General features: G+C 56.1%; 22 protein-coding genes. 12 read left to right on the forward strand and 10 right to left on the reverse strand.

Going from position 1 to position 21,689, the window contains the following annotated elements; genetic code table 11:
- Positions 1-67 precede the first annotated feature (67 nt).
- Positions 68-778: a CbiX/SirB N-terminal domain-containing protein gene (locus C8N36_RS04100; protein ID WP_097803338.1), complete on the forward strand. Its 711-nt coding sequence runs from the start codon at positions 68-70 to the stop codon at positions 776-778.
- Positions 775-1,008, forward strand: coding sequence for a hypothetical protein (locus tag C8N36_RS04105; RefSeq protein ID WP_245910717.1), 234 nt, complete (start codon positions 775-777; stop codon positions 1,006-1,008). The genes C8N36_RS04100 and C8N36_RS04105 overlap by 4 nt, the downstream gene beginning before the upstream one ends.
- Positions 1,009-1,015: 7 nt before the next feature.
- Here C8N36_RS04105 and C8N36_RS04110 read toward each other — a convergent pair whose 3' ends face one another.
- Positions 1,016-1,522, reverse strand: coding sequence for a DUF2478 domain-containing protein (locus C8N36_RS04110; protein WP_097803340.1), 507 nt, complete (start codon positions 1,520-1,522; stop codon positions 1,016-1,018).
- A gap of 208 nt (positions 1,523-1,730) precedes the next feature.
- Between C8N36_RS04110 and hpaR the strand changes: the two genes are divergently transcribed.
- A complete protein-coding gene (hpaR, locus tag C8N36_RS04115) occupies positions 1,731-2,168 on the forward strand; it encodes a homoprotocatechuate degradation operon regulator HpaR (protein ID WP_097803341.1) in 438 nt (145 codons plus the stop codon).
- A gap of 4 nt (positions 2,169-2,172) precedes the next feature.
- Positions 2,173-2,934, forward strand: coding sequence for a DeoR/GlpR family DNA-binding transcription regulator (locus tag C8N36_RS04120; RefSeq protein WP_097803342.1), 762 nt, complete (start codon positions 2,173-2,175; stop codon positions 2,932-2,934).
- A gap of 5 nt (positions 2,935-2,939) precedes the next feature.
- Here C8N36_RS04120 and C8N36_RS04125 read toward each other — a convergent pair whose 3' ends face one another.
- The 6 genes from C8N36_RS04125 to C8N36_RS04145 all read right to left on the reverse strand — a co-directional run bounded on the left by C8N36_RS04125 (position 2,940) and on the right by C8N36_RS04145 (position 8,629).
- Positions 2,940-4,376, reverse strand: a complete 1,437-nt coding sequence (locus tag C8N36_RS04125) for an aldehyde dehydrogenase family protein (RefSeq protein WP_097803343.1) — start codon at positions 4,374-4,376, stop codon at positions 2,940-2,942.
- 130 nt (positions 4,377-4,506) lie between these two features.
- Positions 4,507-5,271, reverse strand: a complete 765-nt coding sequence (locus C8N36_RS04130; protein ID WP_097803344.1) for an IclR family transcriptional regulator — start codon at positions 5,269-5,271, stop codon at positions 4,507-4,509.
- A gap of 146 nt (positions 5,272-5,417) precedes the next feature.
- A complete protein-coding gene (locus C8N36_RS04135; RefSeq protein WP_097803345.1) occupies positions 5,418-5,903 on the reverse strand; it encodes a histidine phosphatase family protein in 486 nt (161 codons plus the stop codon).
- Between the two features lie 68 nt (positions 5,904-5,971).
- Positions 5,972-6,139 carry a hemin uptake protein HemP gene (hemP, locus tag C8N36_RS04140; RefSeq protein ID WP_097803346.1) on the reverse strand — a complete coding sequence of 56 codons (168 nt, stop codon included), beginning with the start codon at positions 6,137-6,139 and terminating at the stop codon, positions 5,972-5,974.
- 42 nt (positions 6,140-6,181) lie between these two features.
- On the reverse strand, positions 6,182-6,319 hold the full coding sequence (locus C8N36_RS24095; RefSeq protein WP_170125794.1) for a hypothetical protein: 138 nt from the start codon (positions 6,317-6,319) through the stop codon (positions 6,182-6,184).
- Positions 6,320-6,418: 99 nt separating this feature from the next.
- Positions 6,419-8,629 (reverse strand): NADP-dependent isocitrate dehydrogenase, encoded by a 2,211-nt coding sequence (locus C8N36_RS04145; protein ID WP_097803347.1) that lies wholly within the window; start codon positions 8,627-8,629, stop codon positions 6,419-6,421.
- 99 nt (positions 8,630-8,728) lie between these two features.
- On the opposite strand from C8N36_RS04145, the gene C8N36_RS04150 reads away from it, so the two are divergent.
- On the forward strand, positions 8,729-9,316 hold the full coding sequence (locus C8N36_RS04150) for a class I SAM-dependent methyltransferase (protein ID WP_097803348.1): 588 nt from the start codon (positions 8,729-8,731) through the stop codon (positions 9,314-9,316).
- Positions 9,317-9,345: 29 nt separating this feature from the next.
- Here C8N36_RS04150 and C8N36_RS04155 read toward each other — a convergent pair whose 3' ends face one another.
- Complete coding sequence (locus C8N36_RS04155; protein ID WP_097803349.1) at positions 9,346-9,558, reverse strand: hypothetical protein; 213 nt, start codon at positions 9,556-9,558, stop codon at positions 9,346-9,348.
- A 162-nt stretch (positions 9,559-9,720) separates the two neighbouring features.
- Between C8N36_RS04155 and C8N36_RS04160 the strand changes: the two genes are divergently transcribed.
- The gene (locus C8N36_RS04160; RefSeq protein WP_097803350.1) at positions 9,721-10,527 is read left to right on the forward strand and encodes a phytanoyl-CoA dioxygenase family protein; all 807 of its coding nucleotides are present in this window, start codon (positions 9,721-9,723) and stop codon (positions 10,525-10,527) included.
- An 89-nt stretch (positions 10,528-10,616) separates the two neighbouring features.
- Here the strand turns inward: C8N36_RS04160 and glyA are convergent, their stop codons facing one another.
- Positions 10,617-11,903, reverse strand: coding sequence for a serine hydroxymethyltransferase (gene glyA / locus C8N36_RS04165; protein WP_097803351.1), 1,287 nt, complete (start codon positions 11,901-11,903; stop codon positions 10,617-10,619).
- 180 nt (positions 11,904-12,083) lie between these two features.
- Between glyA and C8N36_RS04170 the strand changes: the two genes are divergently transcribed.
- A complete protein-coding gene (locus C8N36_RS04170) occupies positions 12,084-12,845 on the forward strand; it encodes an NAD kinase (protein ID WP_097803352.1) in 762 nt (253 codons plus the stop codon).
- A gap of 11 nt (positions 12,846-12,856) precedes the next feature.
- On the opposite strand, the gene C8N36_RS04175 is transcribed toward C8N36_RS04170, so the two are convergent.
- A complete protein-coding gene (locus C8N36_RS04175) occupies positions 12,857-13,576 on the reverse strand; it encodes a response regulator (RefSeq protein ID WP_097803353.1) in 720 nt (239 codons plus the stop codon).
- A 90-nt stretch (positions 13,577-13,666) separates the two neighbouring features.
- On the opposite strand from C8N36_RS04175, the gene C8N36_RS04180 reads away from it, so the two are divergent.
- From C8N36_RS04180 to C8N36_RS04200, 5 genes are all read left to right on the forward strand, one after another.
- Positions 13,667-15,880, forward strand: a complete 2,214-nt coding sequence (locus C8N36_RS04180) for a hybrid sensor histidine kinase/response regulator (RefSeq protein WP_170125795.1) — start codon at positions 13,667-13,669, stop codon at positions 15,878-15,880.
- A 243-nt stretch (positions 15,881-16,123) separates the two neighbouring features.
- Complete coding sequence (locus C8N36_RS04185) at positions 16,124-17,197, forward strand: cytochrome-c peroxidase (RefSeq protein ID WP_097803355.1); 1,074 nt, start codon at positions 16,124-16,126, stop codon at positions 17,195-17,197.
- A gap of 11 nt (positions 17,198-17,208) precedes the next feature.
- Entirely contained in the window at positions 17,209-18,336 is a 1,128-nt protein-coding gene (locus tag C8N36_RS04190; protein ID WP_097803418.1) for a cytochrome-c peroxidase, read from the forward strand.
- A gap of 17 nt (positions 18,337-18,353) precedes the next feature.
- Positions 18,354-18,941 (forward strand): arsenate reductase (azurin) small subunit, encoded by a 588-nt coding sequence (locus C8N36_RS04195; RefSeq protein WP_097803356.1) that lies wholly within the window; start codon positions 18,354-18,356, stop codon positions 18,939-18,941.
- A 12-nt stretch (positions 18,942-18,953) separates the two neighbouring features.
- Positions 18,954-21,635: an arsenate reductase (azurin) large subunit gene (locus tag C8N36_RS04200; protein WP_097803357.1), complete on the forward strand. Its 2,682-nt coding sequence runs from the start codon at positions 18,954-18,956 to the stop codon at positions 21,633-21,635.
- Positions 21,636-21,689: the final 54 nt, after the last annotated feature.

Here is a 21,689-nt window from a genome sequence, read left to right on the forward strand (position 1 = left end):
AAATTGCGTTGATGCGCCGGACCGAGGGCCTATATCGTCACAAGACCCCTTACTGACGAGAACCGCAATGACCCAATCAGCCCTGATCGTGACCCATGGCAGCCCGTCTGATGCTGAAACGCAGGAAGCCGCGCTGGCGGAGCTGGCAGTGCAGGTTGGTACTTTGTTGCCGGGCTGGGACGTACGCAGCGCAACCTTGGCAGCCCCCGAAAAGCTGGAGCAGGTGTTGGACGCAATGGATGGCCCATTGGTTTATCCCTATTTTATGGCGCAAGGGTATTTCACGGGTCGGATTTTACCAAAAAGGCTAGAACCTTATGGCTTGACTCCGATGCGGCCCTTTGGGGTTGATCCAGCCTTGCTGGATTTGGTTGAAACGCAGCTACGCATCTGTTTGCAAGGCCAATCCTGGCAGCCAGAAGACACGTCGTTATTGGTTGCCGCCCATGGGTCTGCTGTGTCGAAACGCAGCGCGGATGCGGCAAGTGATTTTGCCAAAACTTTGCAAAACCGGTTTGGTTTCAAAGAGATTAGAACAGGGTTCGTCGAGCAAGAACCCTGGCTGAAACCGGCGGCAAAAGGTTTGGGACAGGCGATTTGCCTGCCGTTTTTTGCCTTGGTGGCCGGACATATGTTGGATGATGTTCCCGAGGCGCTGGAGGAGGCAGATTTCGCTGGCCCCGTGCTGGCGTCCTTTATCGATTGGCCGGGAACCGCACAGATTATCGCTGCGGCCCTCAAGGCCACGCAAGCCAGCCAAAAAGAGGCCGTGTCATGATGCGCATTCGCAAAACAAGCTTGAAGCTCAAGCTCATCTTGTATCCCTTTGTTGCCGGGGCCGTTGCGATTAACCTGTTTATGCTGTTCTTGTTGTTCCAAGCGATTGGAGTAACTGCGATGTCGCCCATGACTGCGTTATTTCTTGCGATCCCTCTTGGAATTCCGGCAAACTACCTAACCGCGCATTGGGTGCAGGGGTTGATCGACCAGGGCGAAGGTCGGGCCTAAGGTCGCTTTAGGCAGCTTGTTTCAGCGCCTTGGCCCAAGTCACCAAATCGCCAAGATCTGGTGTCAGGCACTCCGCCGCACCGGCGGTAAATTCCAAAAACGCGTCTAGGTTCAAACCGTTTGTGCCAACCAGAACCGGAACACCTTTGTCGATTGCCGCCGCGATTACCTCGCGAAATCCGCGGCCATCGGCTTCGTGCTTGCCGAACTTGTTGACGATCAACAAATCTGCACCATCCAAACGGGCCAAGGTTGCCGCGACCGCGTGTTCCAAGGCGTCGGGGTCCAATTGGCATCCACGCGACTTTGGGCCAAGATTTTGCGAAATGCGAATGATGTCGCCGTCTGGCAAAACCCGCACATCCATATCACATTTATGCGTATCCGTGCGCGGCGTGTTGGTTTGAGTGGTTCCTACAACACGCAGCCCATCGTCCAAAAGGCGGGCAGCCAACTGCGCCAGCATACCGTTCACATCCACGGTTTTCTGGGACTTGAGATATGCAATTGTCATATAGACCCTCATCAGTACAGGCACCTTATAGGGGCGCCCTTTTGTTGGACCGTCAACCAATTAGTTACGCCTCGGGGGGCTTCGGTTCGCATCATGGGTATTGGGGCAAAGTCGCAGAGCGCCGGGCAATTTTTGCGTATTGCGGCAATCCCTTCCATTACTAATGAAACCGAACTAGGTTGCCTGCAACAAGACTATGGCAATATATATGACCGGCAGACCAACACTTCCTCTTACCTCTCGCTCGCTTCCGATCTCATTGATACGGGCGCGCGAGCATATCATGGCCCCGATCCGCAAAATGCTGGCCGAAGAGGGGATCACCGAGCAACAATGGCGGGTCTTGCGGGTGCTGTCCGAAAACGGTTCCATGGATGCGACAGAGGTGTCCGAGCGCGCTTGCCTCTTGCTGCCGAGCCTGACCCGGATTGTGCGGGCGATGACTGAAAAAGGGCTGCTCACCCGTGACCAGGATCAAGAAGATCGCCGCCGCCAGAATTTGGCGATTACCCCGGCTGGCCAAGACATCATTGATCGCAATTTCAAAGTCGCCGCAGAGATTATGGATGGATTTCGCGATCGGTTGGGCGAGGCACAACACGAGGCGTTGATTGATGCGTTAAACGCCCTGTGTGAGGACGAATAACCCGATGTCTCAAACGATACGCCACCCTGAAATTCTTGAAATGGCACGCCGCGAAGGCAAAGTCACGGTCGACGGTCTGGCGGCATTTTTCGGAGTGACCTTGCAAACGATCCGTCGCGATTTGACCGATTTGGCGGATAGCGGCCAGTTGGAACGTGTGCATGGCGGTGCGGTTCTGCCCTCGGGCACCACGAATATCGGTTACGAAGAACGACGGGTTTTGAATCCGGGATCCAAGGCCGCAATCGCACGGGCCTGCGCCGAGCAGATCCCCGATAATATTTCTCTTTTTCTCAATATCGGCACCAGCACAGAGGCAGTTGCCCATGCCCTGCACGGGCACCGAAATTTGATGGTGGTGACAAATAATATGAACGTGGCCAATATTTTGGCAGGCCATTCGAGTTGCGAAATTGTGGTGACGGGCGGCAATCTGCGGCGTACGGATGGTGGGTTGGTCGGCAATCTGGCCGCAAAGACCATCGAACAATTCAAAGTGGATCTGGCTGTGATCGGCTGCTCTGCTTTGGATCAAGATGGCGATTTACTTGATTTTGATATTCAAGAAGTCGGGGTCAGTCAGACGATCTTGCGCCAATCACGCAAGACCTTTTTGGTTGCAGATAGTTCTAAATTCACCCGAACGGCACCTGCACGGATCGCGTCCCTTGCCGAGATTGATAGCTTTTTCACCGATGCTCCGCTGGACAAGCCTTTGGCCAGTCGTTGCGCGGATTGGCAAACAGCGGTGTTTGTGGCTGAGTAATGGCCTTAAGCTAGGGCCGCGCCACTGATGGATTTGATGTCTTGAAAGGCGCGAATGCCCCATATGCCGGCCTCGCGGCCATAGCCAGACAAACCACGTCCGCCAAATGGGGCCCCGTCTTCGCGGCTTTGCCCGTTGATCTGTACCATTCCCACCCGCAAAGCCTGTGCGACCCGATCAGCCCGCTGAAGGTCGGCGGTTTGAATAAATCCTGCCAACCCGTAAGACGATGCATTGGCCAGCGCGATTGCCTCTGCTTCGCTGTCAAAGGGGGTCATCGTTAGGACTGGCCCAAAGATCTCCTCACGGAACAGCGTCATTTCGGGTGTGACGTCGGCAAAGACCGTCGGCTGGGTGTAGTATCCCTGCGCCAGATGTGTTGGCCGGCCAGATCCGCCGGCAATCAGTTTGGCACCTTGGTGAAGGCCGGTTTCGATATAGTTTTGCACGCGGATGTATTGGGCATCGCTGATTTGCGGGCCGATATGTGCGCCAGATTGATCTGGCCTGTTTACTTGTGTTTTGGCAGCAAGGGTCGCGGCCAGTTGAACGGCATCGTCATAGATTTCCCGCGCCACCAACATCCGCGAAGCCGCATTGCACGACTGTCCTGCATTGCGAAAACAATGTGCCAGCCCTTGCTGTATGGCTGTGTGAACATCGCAATCTTCGAACAAGATATTGGCGGATTTCCCGCCCAGTTCCAGCGTGGTCCGGGTCATGCGTTCAGCGGCTTCGGCGGCAATGAACCGTCCTGTGGCGGTTGATCCGGTAAAGGAAACGATATCCACATCCGGCTGCGCAATCAGATTCGCACCAACAGCGCCGTCTCCGGTTATCAGATTGAAAACACCGGCTGGCAGATCCGCTGCATCCATCGCCTCGGCAAGGATCAAGGCCGTTCTGCTGGCAAGCTCTGATGGTTTGAGAACCATGGTGCAGCCCGCAGCCAAGGCTCCGGCCAGCTTTAGTGCAACTTGATTCAAGGGCCAGTTCCAAGGGGTGATCAGGGCCGCGACGCCCAAAGGCTCATAGCGTATCCGGTGGTCTGGATGCGTTGTCAGCGGGTGGTCGTCGGAAAGGCTGTCCAAAGCGGTCACCGTCGCGTGTAAATGGGCCAAACCAGCGGCCACTTGGCCGGTGCGGGCGAACTCGATCGGGGCACCGATTTCGTTGCTGATGCATTCTGCCAAAGCATCTGCACGCATTTCCAGCTGTTTGATGATCCGCAGCAAAGCGGCCTTGCGGTCAGCTAGACTGGATCGGCCCCAGCCGGAGGCAAACGCCTTGCGGGCGGAGGCAACGGCCTTGGCGCAGTCCTCATCGGTGGCCATTTGCAAAATGCCAGAAACCAGTTCTGTGTCCGGATTGACCAGATCGCGCCGCGCGCCTTTGGCCCCGTGCCAAGATCCATCATAATAGAGCTGGTCGTAGAGTGTCATTCAGCCCGTATCCCTTTACCAAAGCCCGTGATGGCCATAGGCCAACCCGCGCATTTGCGAGGGGCTGGGCGCGAAGATCAAGCGGATTTCACCTAGGAACAGGAAACGTGATCTGACCGACCGGTCAAAGTCAGGAAACCAAATCCGAAAGCTCGGATGCGGCCCCTTGCATTTGTGGCAAGAAGCTCATTGCATGTTGCACGTCAAATCGCTGGGTCGGTGCATGAAACGACAAAGTGGCCATCAACCGACCATGCACATCGCGGACTGGCACCGCAATTGCGATCATGTCATCCATGAATTCTTCGCGGTCCAATGAGTAGTCGTTTTTTCGGACTTGGGTGATTTCAGAAATCAGTTCTTCCGGGGTGATGATCGTGTTTACGGTACGGGCCGCAAGGTCAGCCGCGCCAAGATATCGTTGCAGGTGATTGCGGGTAAGCGAACTTAGGTACATTTTACCAGATGCGGTGCAGTAAAAGGGCACCCGGGTTCCGATAGGAAGCTGAATGCGCAATGGCCATTCCGTTTCAACCCGTTCAACATAGGTCATCGCATGCCGGTCGGGCAGGGCGATGTTGCAGGTTTCGCCAATCTGCTGGCTGAGTTTTCCCAAAATTGCCTGACGAGCCGTTCGAATGCGCAGCGATGACAAAATGCCGCCAGACATGATCCTTAAGCGTGGGCCGGGGGAATAGGTCCGGCCGTCCAAATCGCGCTGCAAAAAACCCTCGTCTTCAAGGGTTGCAAACAGTCGGTGAATGGTAGGCTTGGGTAACCCGATTTTTTCGTTCACCGATGTTGGGGTGACGGGAACGCCCGCCCGCGCGACTTCTTCTAGAACCAAAAGCAATCTGAGGTTGGTTGGGATGATGTCTTGTTTGTCCCCGTCCATAGCTGGCTCCGTCTTTGGCTGGTCGCTGGGCTGATGTTAGGCCACATTCGACGAAATCGGTTGATGCCCGTTATAGCGTAGCAAAGGGAACTAGGGAACGCCCCTTGCGCGAAAGCAAAGGGCTGCTGCGACGGGCACATGAGGGGTTAGCCCCCAAAGTGGCGGCGCTCGATACTTACCGCGCCGCCCGCGTCTGAGCGGATGATATGCAGATCGCCGTATTCCAGCGGGGGCGGATTGCTGAGCCGCAAGTCTTTCCAGATGGCTTTGAGATTACCCTTGTTGCCAATCCAAATAACGCTGCGCCCAGCACTGGCAGCGATCAAGCCGCTTGTCGGCATTTCGCTGGGCAGGTTTTGAACGGGTAGATTTCGCGCAGTGGCCAAAGGCGCTGCGGTATCCATATTGCGTTTGATTCCGGGCGAAATAATCGCATCCAAGGGCATACCATTCAAAGCATGAACCAAATCACGCGATCGAATTTTGCCTTTTGCACTCAGATCGTCGCCATCGCGATCGGCATGGCGCACAACAATCAAAGTCGAATTTGGAGCAAGGGAAAACGCGCCCTGCGGTCCGCTGCAGGCCGCAACTGCGAGCAGGGACGAAATCAAAAAGTAACGACGGAACATAGCTGACCTCCGAAGATTTATCCCTTCAGTATAGCGGTCAGCCTGAATTTCGACAAATCTGCGTCAGGCTACTTGGTCAAGATCAGCTTGCCAGCGCGGGTTATGCGCAGGGTGTAAACTTGTTCACCCAGTTGGATGTTGGCCAAACTGCCGCCGTCCGTCAGGGAATTGGCGTCATAAATCGGCAGGCGTTGTGCGGGTTGGTTTGCCAGTTCGCGGGCGATATTCAAGGTCATGTATCAGTGCCTCTGGTATGCTCGATCAGATCGAAGAGGGTTTCAAGATTGCGCAAACGTGGAAGTGCCAAAAAGATGAAAAACGGGCTTTGTGACTTCATCAACTTCTTCCTGCGTCGCTTGTTGACTGGCTGACCTAACGGGCTGGCTGACGATGGCAATATGCGGGGTGAATTCCATCGAGTCAATCCTGATTGAAATAATAAGGTATATTTTTCAATAAAGAAAAACCCGCCACACAATCGTGCGGCGGGTTCTTTTGGCTAACCAATCAGGTGTTTAGGCAAAGATTGCATTCAGCGTGGCGCTGGGGCGCATAACTTCGGCCTTTTTCGCTACAGATGGGCGGTAGTAGCCACCGATGTCCGCCGCAGGACCTTGAGCAGCCGCCAATTCGGCCAAGATCGCGGATTCGCCATCTGCCAGAGCTTTGGCGATTGGGGCAAAATGGGCTGCCAGATCAGCGTCGTCTGACTGCGCGGCCAAGGCTTCGGCCCAATAGCGGGCAAACCAGTAGTGGCTGTCACGGTTGTCAGGCTGACCAACTTTGCGCGAAGGCGAACGATTGTCGTCAAGAATGCCCTGCGTGGCGGCTTCGGCTGCTACACCCAAAACGCCAGCTTTGGCATTGCCACGGCTGTCCGCAAGGAAGTTGAGGCTTTCACCCAAGGCGCAGAATTCGCCCATGCTGTCCCAACGCAGGTGGTTTTCTTCGACCAACTGTTGAACGTGCTTGGGGGCTGAGCCGCCCGCACCGGTTTCGAACAAGCCGCCACCGTTCATCAGCTTCACAATCGACAACATTTTGGCCGATGTGCCCAGCTCAAGAATGGGGAACAGATCGGTCAGGTAGTCGCGCAACACGTTACCGGTGATGGCGATGCTGTCATTCCCTGCGGTGATTGTCTTCAAAGACTGGGCTGTGGCTTCGCGTGGGGCCATAGTCTGGAATTTGTCGGCAACGCCGGCGGCTTCCAGAGCTGGCTGCACGTATTTGATCAGCTCGGCGTCATGGGCGCGGTTTGCGTCCAACCAGAAAATCGCTTCGGAACCGGTCAGGCGCTGACGGTCCAACGCAAGCTGGATCCAGTTTTCGATCGGTGCCTGCTTGACAGTGCAAGACCGCCAGATGTCTCCTGCTTCGACGTCATGGCTCAGCAGTGTTTCACCGTTGGCCAGAACAACGCGGATGGTGCCGTCAGCAGCCGCTTCGAAGGTGGTTGGGTGCGAGCCGTATTCTTCGGCCTTTTGCGCCATCAGACCGACGTTGGCGACGGAACCGGCGGTGGTCACATCCAACGCGCCGTTGGCTTTGAAAAAGTTGATCGATTCGTCATAGATTGTGGCGTAGCAGCGATCGGGGATCACACAGTTGGTATCGCCTTTATTCCCAGCAGCGTCCCAACCTTTGCCGCCCGCGCGGATAACCGCAGGCATCGAGGCGTCGATGATAACGTCCGACGGGACGTGCAGGTTGGTGATGCCTTTGTCGCTGTCGACCATATACATGGCAGGGCGATCGGCGGTTACGGCGTCGATTGCGGCCATGATGTCGGCGTTGCCAGCAACACGTTCCAGCAGGTCACCCATGCCGGAATTCGGGTTCACACCCAATGCATCCAACTCTGCGCCGAATTTTTCGAACACTGGGGCCAGCCATGCTTTGACCGCGTGGCCAAAGATGATCGGGTCAGAGACCTTCATCATTGTGGCTTTCATGTGCAAGGAGAACATGGTGCCATCGGCTTTGGTGTCTTCGATTGCGCCGGCAAGGAAGGTGCCCAGGGCCTTGGCGGACATAAATGTCGCGTCAGCAATTGTGCCGGTTTCCAGCGGCCAGCCGTCTTTCAAAACGGTGACAGAACCGTCTTTGGCAACAAATTCAATTTTCGCGTCGCCGGCTTGCGCCTCGGTGATGGTGGCGGATTTCTCGTTTGCGTAGAAATCATTGCCGGGCATCGACGATACTTTGGTTTTGCTCTCAGACGCCCATTTGCCCATCGAATGCGGGTTGTTTTGGGCGAATTTCTTAACAGCCTTGGCGGCGCGGCGATCAGAGTTGCCTTCGCGCAGCACAGGGTTCACGGCAGAGCCTTTGATCGCGTCGTAACGTGCACGAACGGCTTTTTCTGCGTCTGTTTTGGGCTCTTCAGGATAATCGGGCAGTTTGTAGCCCTGCGCCTGAAGCTCTTCTACGGCAGCAACCAGCTGCGGTACGGAGGCCGAGATGTTTGGCAGTTTGATGACGTTGGCTTCGGCGGTTTTCACCAGCTTGCCAAGTTCGGCCAGATCGTCGGACTGACGCTGCTCTTCTGTCAGGTTCTCAGGGAAGGTCGAGATGATTCGAGCTGCCAGCGAGATGTCCTTGGTGCCCACGGATACGCCAGCGGCCCCCGCAAAGCTTTGAATGATGGGCAGGAACGAAGCCGAGGCCAGCTCGGGCGCTTCGTCTACGATAGTATAAATGATATCTGGAGTGTTCTTCGACATGATTTCTGCCTTTCGTTTGCTGGGCTCTCCTTAGGGCATAGCAGGGGAAACGTCTACAGTATACCAGCGTATACCGTGGAGCATTTCGTCGCGTGGTAAATGAAGTGGCCCCGCTGCGATAGCGGCTGTGTGACCTTTGGCTTTCTTGCAGCCGAAGTCTATGGTCGCACCATGGCCTATAATTACGACGACCTCTACAAAACCACACCGAACGCCTTGGGCGATCCGACCAAGACGTTTGTCGATTTCTTTTCGAGGCGGGACTTAGGGCAGGGATTGCGCGTTCTCGACGTCGGCTGTGGGCAGGGCCGGGATGCGCTTTTTATCGCAGAGCTTGGTCATAGGGTTGTGGGTGTTGATTTGTCCCCGAGTGGAATTGCAGATCTGACCGCCAGCGCGCAGAAGCAAAACTTGGCAATCACGGGTATTGTTGCAGACATTACACAATTCACGCCCGAAGGTGATTTTGACATTCTGCTGATCGACCGAACGCTGCACATGTTAGATGCGGGACCACGTCTAAAAGCCTTGGGTAGGTTGATTGATCATGTGGCCCCAAACGGATGGGTCTTGATCGTGGACGAAAGCAGCAACATTGCCGGCTTCAAAACCGTGTTTGATGCGCATTGCGAACAATGGTCCACCGAAGTTGCGAAAAAAGGCACCTTGTTTTTAAAACGCAGCTAGCCAGCGCATTGCCCCATTTTGGGACACTGTCAGAGCCAGTGGCCGGCCTCATCCTTTTGGGGGCCGTGCAGGTCAAAGCTTGGGCGGGCAACGGTGTCCAGCGGGTCGCTTTGAAATGCGGCGTTCCACATTTTGACAAGAGGGCCTTCGTAAGGCTCGCCTGTGCTGACGGATTGGGCAAAAATCCCAAGGCCAATCACACAAGCAGTGGCAAGAATGGGGGCGTTGATCGGGCTTCGCATGACGGTCTCCTGTTGTTCTTTGACAGGTTACACGTTGGTGCCGACAAGTTTCGTCGGTATTGGATGAGATTTTTTCAAGGGGCGGGCAAATATTGTGAGTGTATTGCAATGGACCCTATGAACGGGCCTGCCTAAAGTCATCCGAATTCGAAGGATACACAGATGCACCCACTCGTTACACAAGCCCAGATTGACACCTTTCAAACTGAAGGCGTTGTTTTGATCAAAGGATTGTTTAAGTCCCACATCGACACAATTCGCAGCGGAATTGAACGCAATATGGCAAAGCCGGGCCCCTATGCGGCTGAGAACCTGAAAGAGGGCGAGGCGGGGCGGTTTTTTGACGACTATTGCAACTGGACGCGTATCCCCGAGTTCGAAGAGGTGATCCGCACTTCGCCCGCCGCTGAGGTGGCTGCCGACCTGATGGGGTCACAGCGTGTGCAGGTCTTTCATGACCATGTTCTTGTCAAAGAACCCGGAACATCCAAAGCAACGCCATGGCATCAAGATGGTCCTTATTACTTTGTGGATGGTATTCAAAACGTCAGTTTTTGGTCGCCCATGGATCCTGTGAATGACAACAGCCTGCGCTGCGTCGCGGGCAGTCATGCGTGGGACAAACCGGTTTTACCGACGCGCTGGTTGGCCGAGACCAGCTTTTATGCCAATGAGGACGAATATATGCCCGTCCCTGATCCCGACGCAGAGGGTATGGACATCAAGGAATGGCAGATGGAACCGGGCGATGCGGTTGCGTTCAACTACGGGATTTTGCACGGAGCGCGCGGGAATGAGGCCAGCACACGGCGGCGGGCTTTTTCCCTGAGGTTGCTGGGGGATGACGCAAGGTACATTGAGCGGCCGGGGCCGACTTCGCCGCCATTTCCAGGGCATGACATGAAGCCGGGGCAGCGCCTGCGCGAAGATTGGTTTCCCACGATTTTTGAACGCAAAGACATCATTTGAAAATAGAAAACCGCGCCTGATATCAGGCGCGGTTTTTGATTGTACTGTTCAGCGGATCAAGTGCTCCCGAAACTTAGATGCTCAAGCGATCAAAGATCTGGGTACAGCGGGAACTTGGCGCAAAGGGCGGCCACTTCGCCGCGTACCTTTTCCTCTACGGCGGAATTGCCGTCTGCGCCATTAGCGGCGATCCCATCGACCACTTCGATGATCCAATCCGCGATCTGGCGGAACTCTGCCTCGCCAAAGCCGCGTGTGGTGCCGGCGGGCGACCCAAGGCGGATGCCCGAAGTCACAGTTGGCTTTTCGGGGTCAAAGGGCACACCATTTTTGTTGCAGGTGATATGCGCACGGCCCAAGGCTTTGTCGACGATATTGCCGGTCACGCCCTTGGGACGCAAATCAACCAGCACAACATGTGTATCGGTCCCATGGGTCACAGTGTCCAAACCGCCTTTGATCAACTGATCTGACAGCGCTTGAGCGTTCGCGATGACCTGCTTGGCATATTCTTTGAACTCGGGGCGCAGCGCTTCGCCAAAGGCAACTGCCTTGGCCGCGATGACATGCATCAAAGGACCACCCTGAATACCGGGGAAGATCGCCGAGTTGATTTTCTTGGCGATGGCTTCGTCGTTGGTCAGGATCATGCCGCCACGAGGGCCGCGCAATGTTTTATGCGTGGTGGTGGTGGCCACATGCGCGTGCGGGAAGGGGCTGGGGTGTTCGCCCGCCGCAACCAGACCGGCAAAGTGGGCCATATCAACGTGCAGGTAGGCACCAACCATATCGGCGATTTCGCGCATGCGCGCAAAGTCGATCTGGCGCGGAATGGCAGAGCCACCGGCGATGATCATCTTTGGCTTATGCTCTTTCGCCAACTCTTCGACCTGATCGTAGTCCAGCGTGTTGTCCTGACGGCGCACACCGTATTGAACAGCATTGAACCACTTGCCCGACTGGTTGGGGCGCGCACCGTGGGTCAAGTGACCACCGGCATCTAGGCTCATGCCCAAAATGGTGTCACCGGGCTGGATCAGCGCTTGGAACACACCTTGGTTGGCTTGCGACCCCGAGTTGGGCTGCACATTGGCGAAGTCGCAGCCAAACAGCTGTTTGGCACGGTCGATGGCCAGATTTTCTGCCACGTCTACATATTGGCAACCACCATAATAGCGACGGCCGGGATAGCCTTCGGCGTATTTGTTGGTCATCACGGACCCTTGGGCCTCCATCACCGCGCGGGACACGATGTTTTCCGAGGCGATCAATTCGATCTCGTCGCGCTGACGACCAAGTTCGTTGGTGATCGAGCCAAATAGTTCAGGGTCACTGTCGGCAAGGGACTGTGAAAAGAAATCGCGAGATGCAGTCATTGGGCTGCTCCTTGATTGGGGGCGGGATGGATGCGGAATCGAATTGCGACGTTTCGTATCGGAAACGATCCCAGAGGCAAAGGCGCTAAAGCGACGAAAGGCAATATTCTTGCGGCATCTCTGGTGTGTAGGGGGAACTTGTGATTGTTTCGGAGACAAAAGCGACAGACAGGAAACACCATGTCCCTTCGAATTGCCTTTTGCGCATCGCGCGCGCCTATCGCTCAGGCGGCATTGGCTGGTCTGACGCGCCGCTTTGGCAATCATTCCGAGCACGGAGCAGATGTGATTGTCGCGCTGGGTGGCGATGGCTTTATGCTGCAAACGCTGCACAGGACCGAAAACAATCCAGCCGCTGTTTACGGTATGAACCGTGGCACAGTCGGCTTTTTGATGAATGAGTATTCGGAACACGGCCTTGAGGAGCGCCTGAAAGCAGCCGAGGTCACCGTGATTAATCCGCTGGTGATGCGGGCCATTTGTACCGATGGGGTGGAACATCGTGGTCTGGCGATCAATGAGGTGTCGATCCTGCGGGCAGGTCCGCAAGCGGCACGGTTGCGGATCAGTGTCGATGGTCAGGTGCGCATGTCGGAACTTGTCTGCGATGGCGCGCTTGTGGCCACGCCAGCAGGGTCAACGGCCTACAACTATTCCGCACATGGCCCGATTTTGCCAATCGGGTCAGATGTTCTGGCGCTGACGGCTGTTGCGCCATTTCGTCCAAGGCGGTGGCGCGGTGCCTTGCTGCCAAAATCTGCCGAAGTGTCGATGGAGGTGTTGGACCCTGAAAAACGTCCAGTGATGGCCGAAGCGGACGGCGATTCTGTGCGGGATGTTTTGCAGGTGCATATCAAATCGGAACCGGGCATTGAACACCGCGTGTTGTTTGACCCCGGTCACGGACTGGAAGAACGCCTGATCCGCGAACAGTTCGTGTAGACGGAAGCCGTCTAGCCAATCACTTCGGATTCAATCGCCAATACATAGCCGCGTCCGCGGACGGATTGGATCAGCGAATTTTGGGCATCCGGCGCGTCAATCTTGCGCCGCAGCCGCGACACGTGTGCATCAATAGAACGATCGGTGATCGAGACATTGTTGCCATATAGCTCGGTCATAATCGTGTCGCGCGGCAAGATTGTTCCGGCAGAAAGTGCAAGGGCGCGGAGCAATGAAAACTCGGCCCCCGTTAGGGCAATGGTCTCTTCATTGGCCAGCCGTTTCAGACTGTGTTGCTTTAGGTTCAGCTCAAATCCGCCAAATTCGAGACTTTTGATATCTGCGCCGGTTTCTGGTGTCGCGGTGGTTTGCGCCCGCCGCAGCACAGCTTTGATCCGCGCCAGAAGCTCACGTGGCTCATAGGGTTTGGTCAGGTAATCATCGGCCCCCAGCTCTAATCCGACGATACGGTCGAACACCTCGTCGCGGGCGGTGAGCATGATAATCGGGGTGCTGGCCTGTGCGCGGATTTCTCTAGCCAGATCAAGACCATCTGCGTCCGGGAGGTTTAAATCAAGCACAACCAGATCACAGGTGTTCGGGTCATAAAGTGCCCGGGTTTGCGCACCGGAGGACGCTGTGTGCGCCTTGTAACCATGCTTCACCAAGAAGCGGGTCAAAAAGGACGTCAGCTGCATGTCGTCATCGACAATCAAGATGCTCTGGTCCATGTCTTATCCTAACAGATGCGCGCAGCGCTAACACTGCCGTGCTGCACCAGTTTGCGCAAGAGCGCAATCCTGACGCCCAAGGAGCAGCCCATGCCTGCCAGATCATTTGACTCTGCCCGCTTTTATTCCATCGGATTTGCAGCCATCGCGCTATTGGTTGTCACCGTGTCGCTTGGGCTGTTTTTGGGGACAGAGACGCGCCGCCAGTTTGGTGAAATCCAAGACAGTTGGAGCGATTACAACGGCGAGGTCGGGCAAAAAGGCGTCTGGATCAGCTCTATTCGCGGGCACCTTGGTTATGGCGGCATCATCCATAATTTCAAAAACTATGTGCTGCGGCGTGATGAAATCTATTTCCACCGGGTCGATTCCCAGATCCACCAATTCAACGAAGTGGTCGATGCGTTCTTGGGGCAAACCCGAAACGAGGCAGAACGCAAAGCCTTGCTCGAACTCCAAGCTACGATTGGGCTGTATAGCCGGAACCTTCAGGTTGCACAGCAAGCGATCCAAAAGGGGCGCGGCACAGCAGCAGTTGATGCGCTGGTCCGAATTGACGATTCTGCAGCCAAGCAGGCGCTTGCTGACCTTGAGGCGATTTGGACCCGCACGCGGGTGATGTCGACCCGGCGTATCTTTTCGGCGGTTGCACAGGGTCAAAAGCTGATCGGTGTCGGATTTGCATCGATTGTGGCGCTGGTTTTGGCCGCTTTGACCATTGGCGCGCTGCTGGTTTTCATGCTGGGCGATATGCGGGCCGCGTTAGAGCGTCTGGCGCGTGAACTTTCGGCGCGGCGCAAAGCCGAGGCGGGGGAAACACGTCTTGCCAGTGTGGTCGAACAAAGCCCGGCGACCATTGTAATGACCGACACTGACGCCAAAATCGTATACGCCAATCGCCGCTTTCGAGAGCTGACAGGCTGGAGCAGTGATGATGTTTCGGGACAGACACCCAAGTTTCTGCAATCGGGGGATACCTCGCCCGAGACCTATGAGGATATTCGCGAAAAACTGGCTGGGGGCGAAGAATGGCACGGGGTTTTTCGCAACCGCAAACGGGATGGAACGACCTATTGGGCCGACACTCGGATTTTGCCGCTGCTGGGCCCGGGCGGAGATGTGCAAAACTATATCAGCATTGGCGAAGACATCACCGAGCGCCGCCAAGCCCGCGAGCAAGTGGCCCGCGCGCAAAAGCTTGAGGCGGTTGGTCTGCTGGCGGGGGGCATTGCGCATGATTTCAACAATGTTTTGACAACCATCGTTGGCGCGGCGCATTTGGCATCGCTTGATGCGCCCGAGGGCAGCGATATTGCGGGTGAGATCGAACAAATCGAGATCGCGGCAAAGCGGGCGCAAAGCCTTGTCCATGGCTTGTTGACCTTTGCGCGGCGCGAACCCGGAAAACCGCAACCTGTGGACCTTTGCGGTGTTGTTAAAGAGGTAGCCCGGCTGCTGAAGGCCTCGGTTCCACCGACGGTCAAGCTGGATTGCTCGGATGCTGTCGGCCACAAAATGGTGATGGCCGATCACACCAACCTGCATCAGATTGTGATGAACCTGTCGCGCAACGCAGCCGAGGCGATTGGCGGCGAAGAAGGAGTGATCAGCGTCCGTGTAGCCGCCGTTGACGGAACGCCGCCCGAACTGGCGGAACGGGCCGATGGCTGGATGGTCATGGAAATCGCCGACACCGGTCCAGGGATGTCTGCGGAAACCCGTGCCCGTCTGTTCGATCCGTTTTTCACCACCAAACCGCTTGGCAAAGGGTCCGGATTGGGGCTGGTTGTTGTCGCGGGATTGGTCGAAGAAATGGGCGGCCGGATCGAAGTGGATAGCGCCCCCGGTGAGGGGGCGAAATTTGTCATTTACCTGCCCGCGACATCGCAACCCGAAGCCGCTCAGGAACAAAGGCAAAGCGAAACCCCGCGCGGCCACGAACGGATCATTCTGGTCGATGATGAAACGGAAATCAGCGCCACATGGCGGCGGGTACTGATGCGGCTTGGTTATCAGGTCGAGGCCTACACCAGTTCTGTTGTTGCGGCGGAAAAGCTGTCTGCGACGCCGAAAAAGTTTGATCTCTTGGTGACCGACATGGTGATGCCGGATCTGTCTGGCGAAGAATTGGCGAACCATGCGCGCAGCGTAAGCCCCGATATCCCCGTGATAATATGCACCGGGTATTCACCTTCTGCGATTGATGTCACCGGCCAAGCACCAGTGATTCTGGCCAAGCCGATTGATCCACAGCACCTTGCCCGCCATATCCGCGCGGAACTGGATGCAAACGCCGTAAAATAACCCCTGACCGCCGGATCGTTACAAAACGCAACAAAACTAAAGGTTGCGTCACGCGGCCCGTAACACTTCTGCCGCTTGGCGGGCGTAGCTTGACTTTGGTTAAGTCATTCGGGCCGGGGTGATCCCCGGTTTCGAGTGCCAGCAAGAGCGTCACCAGCTTCAGCCAGCAACCATTGACGCCCTTGCCTATTCGAAAGGGTCGATTGCGCTATTGGCGTGTTTCGACCGGACAGGAGGCGAAAGATGATCCGAACTCTGACCGTACTGGGCGCGATGCTTGCCGGCACGGCAGCACTGGCTCAGGACAGCGTGCCCATCCAGCCGATGGATGTGAACGCAGCCCGGGCCGAGCTGGGCAAGCGCATGTTCTATGACACCCGCCTATCAGGAGACACCACGTTGGCCTGCGCCAGCTGTCATTCCCCTGAAATGGCTTTCACAGATGGCGAGGCTTTGAGCCAAGCCTACACCGGCGCGGGGCATTTCCGGAACTCTCCGACATTGGCCAATGTTGGCTATCGCGATGCCTGGCTTCATGATGGGCGCCTTGGCACCAATTTGAACGATGTGGCCCGTGAGATGATCACGGAAACCTATCTGATGAATATGGACATGCGCATCATGCAAGAGCGCATGAAGCAAGATCCCAAATACGTCGAGATGTTTGCAGCCGCTGGTATGTCTGAGCCGTCCAATGGCGGTGCGCGCAATGCGCTGATGGACTTTATGAAAACCATCGTATCGCGCGGTGCCCCGATCGATAGCGGAGAGATGAGCGATGCTGCCAAGCGTGGCCAACTGGTTTTTGAAGATCGCGCGAACTGCGCGTCGTGTCATTCCGGCCCGCGCTATACCGACGACCAGCCGCACAACACCGGTGTCGGCGATAACCCTGACATCTGGGCAGACCCCGCGCGCCATTCGGCCTTTGTCACCTATGGTAAATTCATGGGTGTCGAAAACTATATGGCCCTGCGCGAAGATCTGGGGGCCTATATCCGCACCCACCGCGATGAAACGAAACGCAGCTTCCTGACCCCGACTTTGCGCGAACTGACCTACACCGCCCCCTACATGCACAATGGCACCATTGGCACGCTCGAAGAGGTGGTGGAGTTTTATGACGCTGGCGGCGGCGACGACTCCTTGAAGGATGCGCGTTTGCAGCCCCTCGGACTGACCCGAGGCGAAAAGGCCGATCTGGTTGCATTCCTAAAGGCGCTGTCGGGCGAAACCTTTGACATAGACGCTTACGTCTGGCGCGAGGACGACTTCGATTACGAGCTGATCGAAGACTGGCGCAACGCAAAGAATTGAGGAGCCGGATGATGAAACACACAACCGCAATCACCTTTGGGTTGGCCCTTCTGGCGACCCCGCTGCTTGCAGATATGCCGCGCCCTGACGGGCTGTCGGCCTTGGGCGACGCGCCAATTCCGGCGGACAATCCCATGAGCCCCGAAAAAATCGCGCTTGGCGAAATGCTGTTCTTTGATCCGATTTTGTCGGGCAATTACGACATGCCGTGTTCGGCGTGCCACCTGCCCGATGCGGGCTGGGCGGTTCAGGCACCGATCAGCTTTGGCTATCCGGGCACAACGCATTGGCGCAACAGCCAAACCATTGTGAACTCGGCCTATTATGGCAAGTTGTTCTGGGCGGGATCGTCTGGATCGCTTGAACATCAGGCCCGATCTGCGGCACGCGGCGGGGTTGCTGGCAACGGCGAAGACGACATGATGGAAGCGCGGCTGGCCTTTGTTCCGGAATACCGCGAACAGTTTGCCGACGTTTTTGGTGATGACTGGCCCAACATCCGCCATGCCTATGATGCCATCGCGGCCTATGAACGGACCATCGTTCAGACCGACACACCGTTTGACAAATACATGAACGGTGATGATGCAGCCCTAAGCGAGGCGCAGGTGCGCGGGCTTGAACTGTTTTCTGGCAAGGCCAATTGCACCAGCTGTCACACGGGTCCCATGCTGACGGACGAGAAATACTATAACCTCGGCGTGCCGCCTTATTCCGGTTGGCAAGAAGACGAGATCGCGCAAATCACTTTCCGGTTCGAATTGTTCGCCAAAGGATCGACCGAGGAGATGTATCGGTCAACCAAGGATGATCCGGGCTTGTATTTCCGCACCAAGCAAAAGGCCGACAAAGGCAAATTCCGCACACCCAGCCTGCGCTACACTAAATACACCTATCCCTACATGCACAACGGCATGTTGGAGACGCTGCGCGATGTGGTCGAATTCTACAACGACGGTGGCGGTGTGAATGAATTTGCCGACAACAAAACCGCGATGATCCAGCCCTTGGGCCTGAGCGATGGTGAAATGGACGATCTGGTCGCTTTCCTCGAAAGCCTATCGGGCGAGGAACTGCTGATCGACGCGCCTGAATTGCCTGAAATGCAACCGCTGCCCGCCACTGCGGCCGCGAACTGAGAGAGGGACAGGAAACAATGAAAGATCTTGATCCAAAAATCGCCGCTGCCGTGAACGGCGAAAACGGCGAAGCTGCCAAGGCAGGCACCCGCAAGTGCCTGATGAACCGGCGGCAGTTCTTGCTGACATCCGGCCTGACCACAACGGTTGTCATGGTCGGCATTCCCGGCATGCCCGAGGCGGAAACCCCCGCCGTTGTGTCGACCTATCCGCGCAAGCTGATCGGTAAATTGTCGGAGTTGAAGACAGATGAGCCATTGTCGTTCGAATACCCTGATGAAGGCCAATATGCCGAAAGCATTCTGGTCAAGCTGGGCACCAAAGCGGGCGGCGGTATCGGGGCCGAAGAGGACGTGGTTGCCTTTAACTACACCTGCACCCACCAAGGCGGGCCGCTTCAGGGCACCTACAAAGCCGCAGACAAGGCTTTGGGCCCATGCCCGTTGCACCTGACCACCTTTGATCTGACACGCCACGGCATCTTTATTGCCGGTCAGGCCTATCAATCGCTTCCGCAAGTGCTGCTCGAAGTGGATGGCGACGACATTTACGCCGTCGGCATGTTTGGCCTGATCTATGGCCGTTACGACAATCTTCAGGGCTAAGGAGGAACCCCCATGTCCACACCATATTATGTCCCCGAAGAAAGCGTCCCCCTACCACCGGTAGATGCGGATGTGATCTCAACCGCGTGTGACTATTGCATCGTGGCTTGCGGCTACAAAGTTTATCGCTGGCCGGTCCGCGGTGGCCGCAACGGTGGCCCTGCTGCGGATCAAAACGCCTTTGGCGAAGATTTCCCCGTGTCGCCTTTGGGTCCGTGGGTTGCCCCCAACCAGCACAACATCGTGCTGCACAACGGCGAGCCACATCACGTGGTGATCATCCCCGACAAGGATGCTGAATTCGTAAACCCACAGGGCAACAGCTCGATCCGGGGCGGCGCTTTGGCGCAAAAGGTCTACAATCCGCAAACGCCAACCCGTGACCGTTTGAAAACCCCGATGGTTCGGATGTTCGGTGTGCTGATGCCGGTGACTTGGGACTTTGCGCTGGAAATCGCAGCAGAGGTCGGCAAGCATATTCTGGAAAAGCACGGGACCAATGCCTACGGTGTTAAAACCTTTTCGTATGGCTACATGGAAAACACCTATGCCATCACGAAATATGCGCTGGGCAATGTGCGGACTGCGAACTTTACGTTCCACGATACACCCTCTGATGTGTCGTCGACCCCCGGTTTTCGTGACGCAGGTTTCGACAACTTTGGTCCCGCTTACGAAGATTGGGCCAATGCCGACACCTTGATGATGTGCGGCACGGACCCTTATGAAACCAAGACAATCTTGTTCACCGACTGGATTATGCCCGCCATTCAAGGCGGACAAAAAGCCATCTTTATGATCCCGCGCCGCAGCTCTGGAACAGCCTTTGCAGAGGCCAACGGCGGTTTGGTTCTGGACATCCAGCCCGGCACCGACCTTCCGGTCGTTTTGGCGATTGCCCGTGTCATCGTTGAAAACGGTTGGCAGGACAAAGAATGGGTCGAGAAATGGGTCAATAACAAATGGGAAAGCTCCTCGGGCTTTGGTCAAGGAACACGGAATACCCCTTGGCAGTGGCGGACAACTTGGGGGAAATTCCAAACCAAAGGCTTTGATGATTGGGTCGAATGGCTCATGGCGCAGGACTATGCCGAGCCTGAAAAGGCCGCCGAGATCGCGCAGATCGACGTTGCAAAAATCTACACCGCCGCCGAATGGATGGCGAAACCCAAGGCAGACGGCACACGCCCGAAAACCTCGATCATGATCGAAAAAGGGTTCTACTGGTCCAATAATACCGGCAACACCCAGGCGATTTCGGCGCTGGGCATCGCTGTTGGCGCGGGCGGACGTCCCGGTCAGGTGATTGGCCGTGCCGGTGGTCACCAACGCGGTGGTCTGCGCGGCGGCGGGTATCCCCGCAACAAATCGCCTGAAAAACTGCCGGGCCGTCGCCGTCGTGCGATGGATTGTGACCGCTACTTTATGTCTGGTCACACACGTTTGGCCCATGTCATCGGCACCACTTGGGTGCAGGCTATGTGCGGAACGCAGTCCTTGCAGGCCAAGTTCGAAGAGCTGACAGTCCGCAATCCGCATCAGGTGATGTCTTATGATAAACAAGACATCATCGATACACTAAAGGCGCGCGCAGACAGTGGCGGCACAGTGGTGTGGAATCAAGATATCTATCTGGTCGACCCGATCGGTGCGCGCTATGCCGATATCGTGTTCCCGGCCTCGGGCTGGGGGGAAGATACCTTTACCCGTGCCAATGGCGAACGCCGGTTGCGGGTCTATCCCAAATTCTACGACGCACCGGGCGAGGCGAAACCGGATTGGTGGATCATCGCGCAACTGTCCAAGAAAATGGGCTTTGAGGGCTTTGATTGGCAAAACTCGAACGATGTCATCGAAGAGGGGGCCCGCCATTCACGGGGCTCGCGCAAGGACTTTAACATGGTTCTGGTTGCAGCGCGGCGCGAAGGCATCACCTTGCACGAAAAGCTGGGTCAGTTTGGCACCAACGGCATCCAAGGTCCGGTCTTGATGCACGAAGATGGCACCCTAGAAGGCACAAAACGGTTGCATGATACCACCCGTGTCCTGCCGGAGACCGGTCCAGCCGCAGCGAATATGTTCAACAAGAAGCTAACGCATTTCAATAGCCAGACCGGCAAGTGCAACATCCAGAAAGCACCATGGGATCTGTTCTCTTCCTATTGGGAATGGCTCAAGCCGCGCGAAGAGGATGGCGAGATCTGGATTACGTCCGGCCGGATCAACGAGCGTTGGCAATCTGGGTATGACGACCGCCGCCGCCCGTATATCGTACAGCGTTGGCCGGAAAACTGGATCGAAGTTCACCCGAGTTTTGCCGAAAAACACGGCATCGAAAGCGGGGACTATGTTCAGGTCTATTCTGACCGCATTCCAGTGCAGACCGACACAATTGTTGGCGTAGAGGGCGATGATTTCGATTTTGCCAGCTTGATGAAGAATGGACATATCGAGCTGACCAAAGCCTCGATCACTGCGGTTGCGATCGTTACGCCAGCGGTGAAGGAAAACATGGGTTACATGGATTTCTTGCACACATCACAGCCCGCAAATGCCCTGTCCGGACGCGTGGTTGATCAGATTTCTGGCAACTACAACTACAAGATGGGTGTCGGCAACGTCCGCAAGATGGGCGAAAGCCCATATAAATCGCAGTTCCGGTCGATGTCTTTCGCAAGACGCGACATCGCTTAAGGACCGCAATCTTGGGTGCCCGGCCAATCGGGGTTGGGCACCCGTATTTGAAAT

Origin of the sequence: Pelagimonas varians, assembly GCF_003208435.1 — a bacterium.
Classification (GTDB): domain Bacteria; phylum Pseudomonadota; class Alphaproteobacteria; order Rhodobacterales; family Rhodobacteraceae; genus Pelagimonas; species Pelagimonas varians.

Bases quoted from the DNA above. Each gene is read 5' to 3' on its own strand.
- C8N36_RS04175 (WP_097803353.1), bottom strand. From the start codon at position 13,576: ATGGACCAGAGCATCTTGATTGTCGATGACGACATGCAGCTGACGTCC.
- C8N36_RS04100 (WP_097803338.1), top strand. From the start codon at position 68: ATGACCCAATCAGCCCTGATCGTGACCCATGGCAGCCCGTCTGATGCT.
- C8N36_RS04160 (WP_097803350.1), top strand. From the start codon at position 9,721: ATGCACCCACTCGTTACACAAGCCCAGATTGACACCTTTCAAACTGAA.
- C8N36_RS04105 (WP_245910717.1), top strand. From the start codon at position 775: ATGATGCGCATTCGCAAAACAAGCTTGAAGCTCAAGCTCATCTTGTAT.
- C8N36_RS04185 (WP_097803355.1), top strand. From the start codon at position 16,124: ATGATCCGAACTCTGACCGTACTGGGCGCGATGCTTGCCGGCACGGCA.
- C8N36_RS04180 (WP_170125795.1), top strand. From the start codon at position 13,667: ATGCCTGCCAGATCATTTGACTCTGCCCGCTTTTATTCCATCGGATTT.
- C8N36_RS04135 (WP_097803345.1), bottom strand. From the start codon at position 5,903: ATGTTCCGTCGTTACTTTTTGATTTCGTCCCTGCTCGCAGTTGCGGCC.
- C8N36_RS04125 (WP_097803343.1), bottom strand. From the start codon at position 4,376: ATGACACTCTACGACCAGCTCTATTATGATGGATCTTGGCACGGGGCC.
- C8N36_RS04200 (WP_097803357.1), top strand. From the start codon at position 18,954: ATGTCCACACCATATTATGTCCCCGAAGAAAGCGTCCCCCTACCACCG.
- C8N36_RS04190 (WP_097803418.1), top strand. From the start codon at position 17,209: ATGAAACACACAACCGCAATCACCTTTGGGTTGGCCCTTCTGGCGACC.
- hemP (WP_097803346.1), bottom strand. From the start codon at position 6,139: ATGACCTTGAATATCGCCCGCGAACTGGCAAACCAACCCGCACAACGC.
- C8N36_RS04145 (WP_097803347.1), bottom strand. From the start codon at position 8,629: ATGTCGAAGAACACTCCAGATATCATTTATACTATCGTAGACGAAGCG.
- C8N36_RS24095 (WP_170125794.1), bottom strand. From the start codon at position 6,319: ATGGAATTCACCCCGCATATTGCCATCGTCAGCCAGCCCGTTAGGTCA.
- C8N36_RS04150 (WP_097803348.1), top strand. From the start codon at position 8,729: ATGAAGTGGCCCCGCTGCGATAGCGGCTGTGTGACCTTTGGCTTTCTT.
- hpaR (WP_097803341.1), top strand. From the start codon at position 1,731: ATGACCGGCAGACCAACACTTCCTCTTACCTCTCGCTCGCTTCCGATC.
- C8N36_RS04170 (WP_097803352.1), top strand. From the start codon at position 12,084: ATGTCCCTTCGAATTGCCTTTTGCGCATCGCGCGCGCCTATCGCTCAG.
- C8N36_RS04130 (WP_097803344.1), bottom strand. From the start codon at position 5,271: ATGGACGGGGACAAACAAGACATCATCCCAACCAACCTCAGATTGCTT.
- C8N36_RS04155 (WP_097803349.1), bottom strand. From the start codon at position 9,558: ATGCGAAGCCCGATCAACGCCCCCATTCTTGCCACTGCTTGTGTGATT.
- C8N36_RS04110 (WP_097803340.1), bottom strand. From the start codon at position 1,522: ATGACAATTGCATATCTCAAGTCCCAGAAAACCGTGGATGTGAACGGT.
- glyA (WP_097803351.1), bottom strand. From the start codon at position 11,903: ATGACTGCATCTCGCGATTTCTTTTCACAGTCCCTTGCCGACAGTGAC.
- C8N36_RS04120 (WP_097803342.1), top strand. From the start codon at position 2,173: ATGTCTCAAACGATACGCCACCCTGAAATTCTTGAAATGGCACGCCGC.
- C8N36_RS04195 (WP_097803356.1), top strand. From the start codon at position 18,354: ATGAAAGATCTTGATCCAAAAATCGCCGCTGCCGTGAACGGCGAAAAC.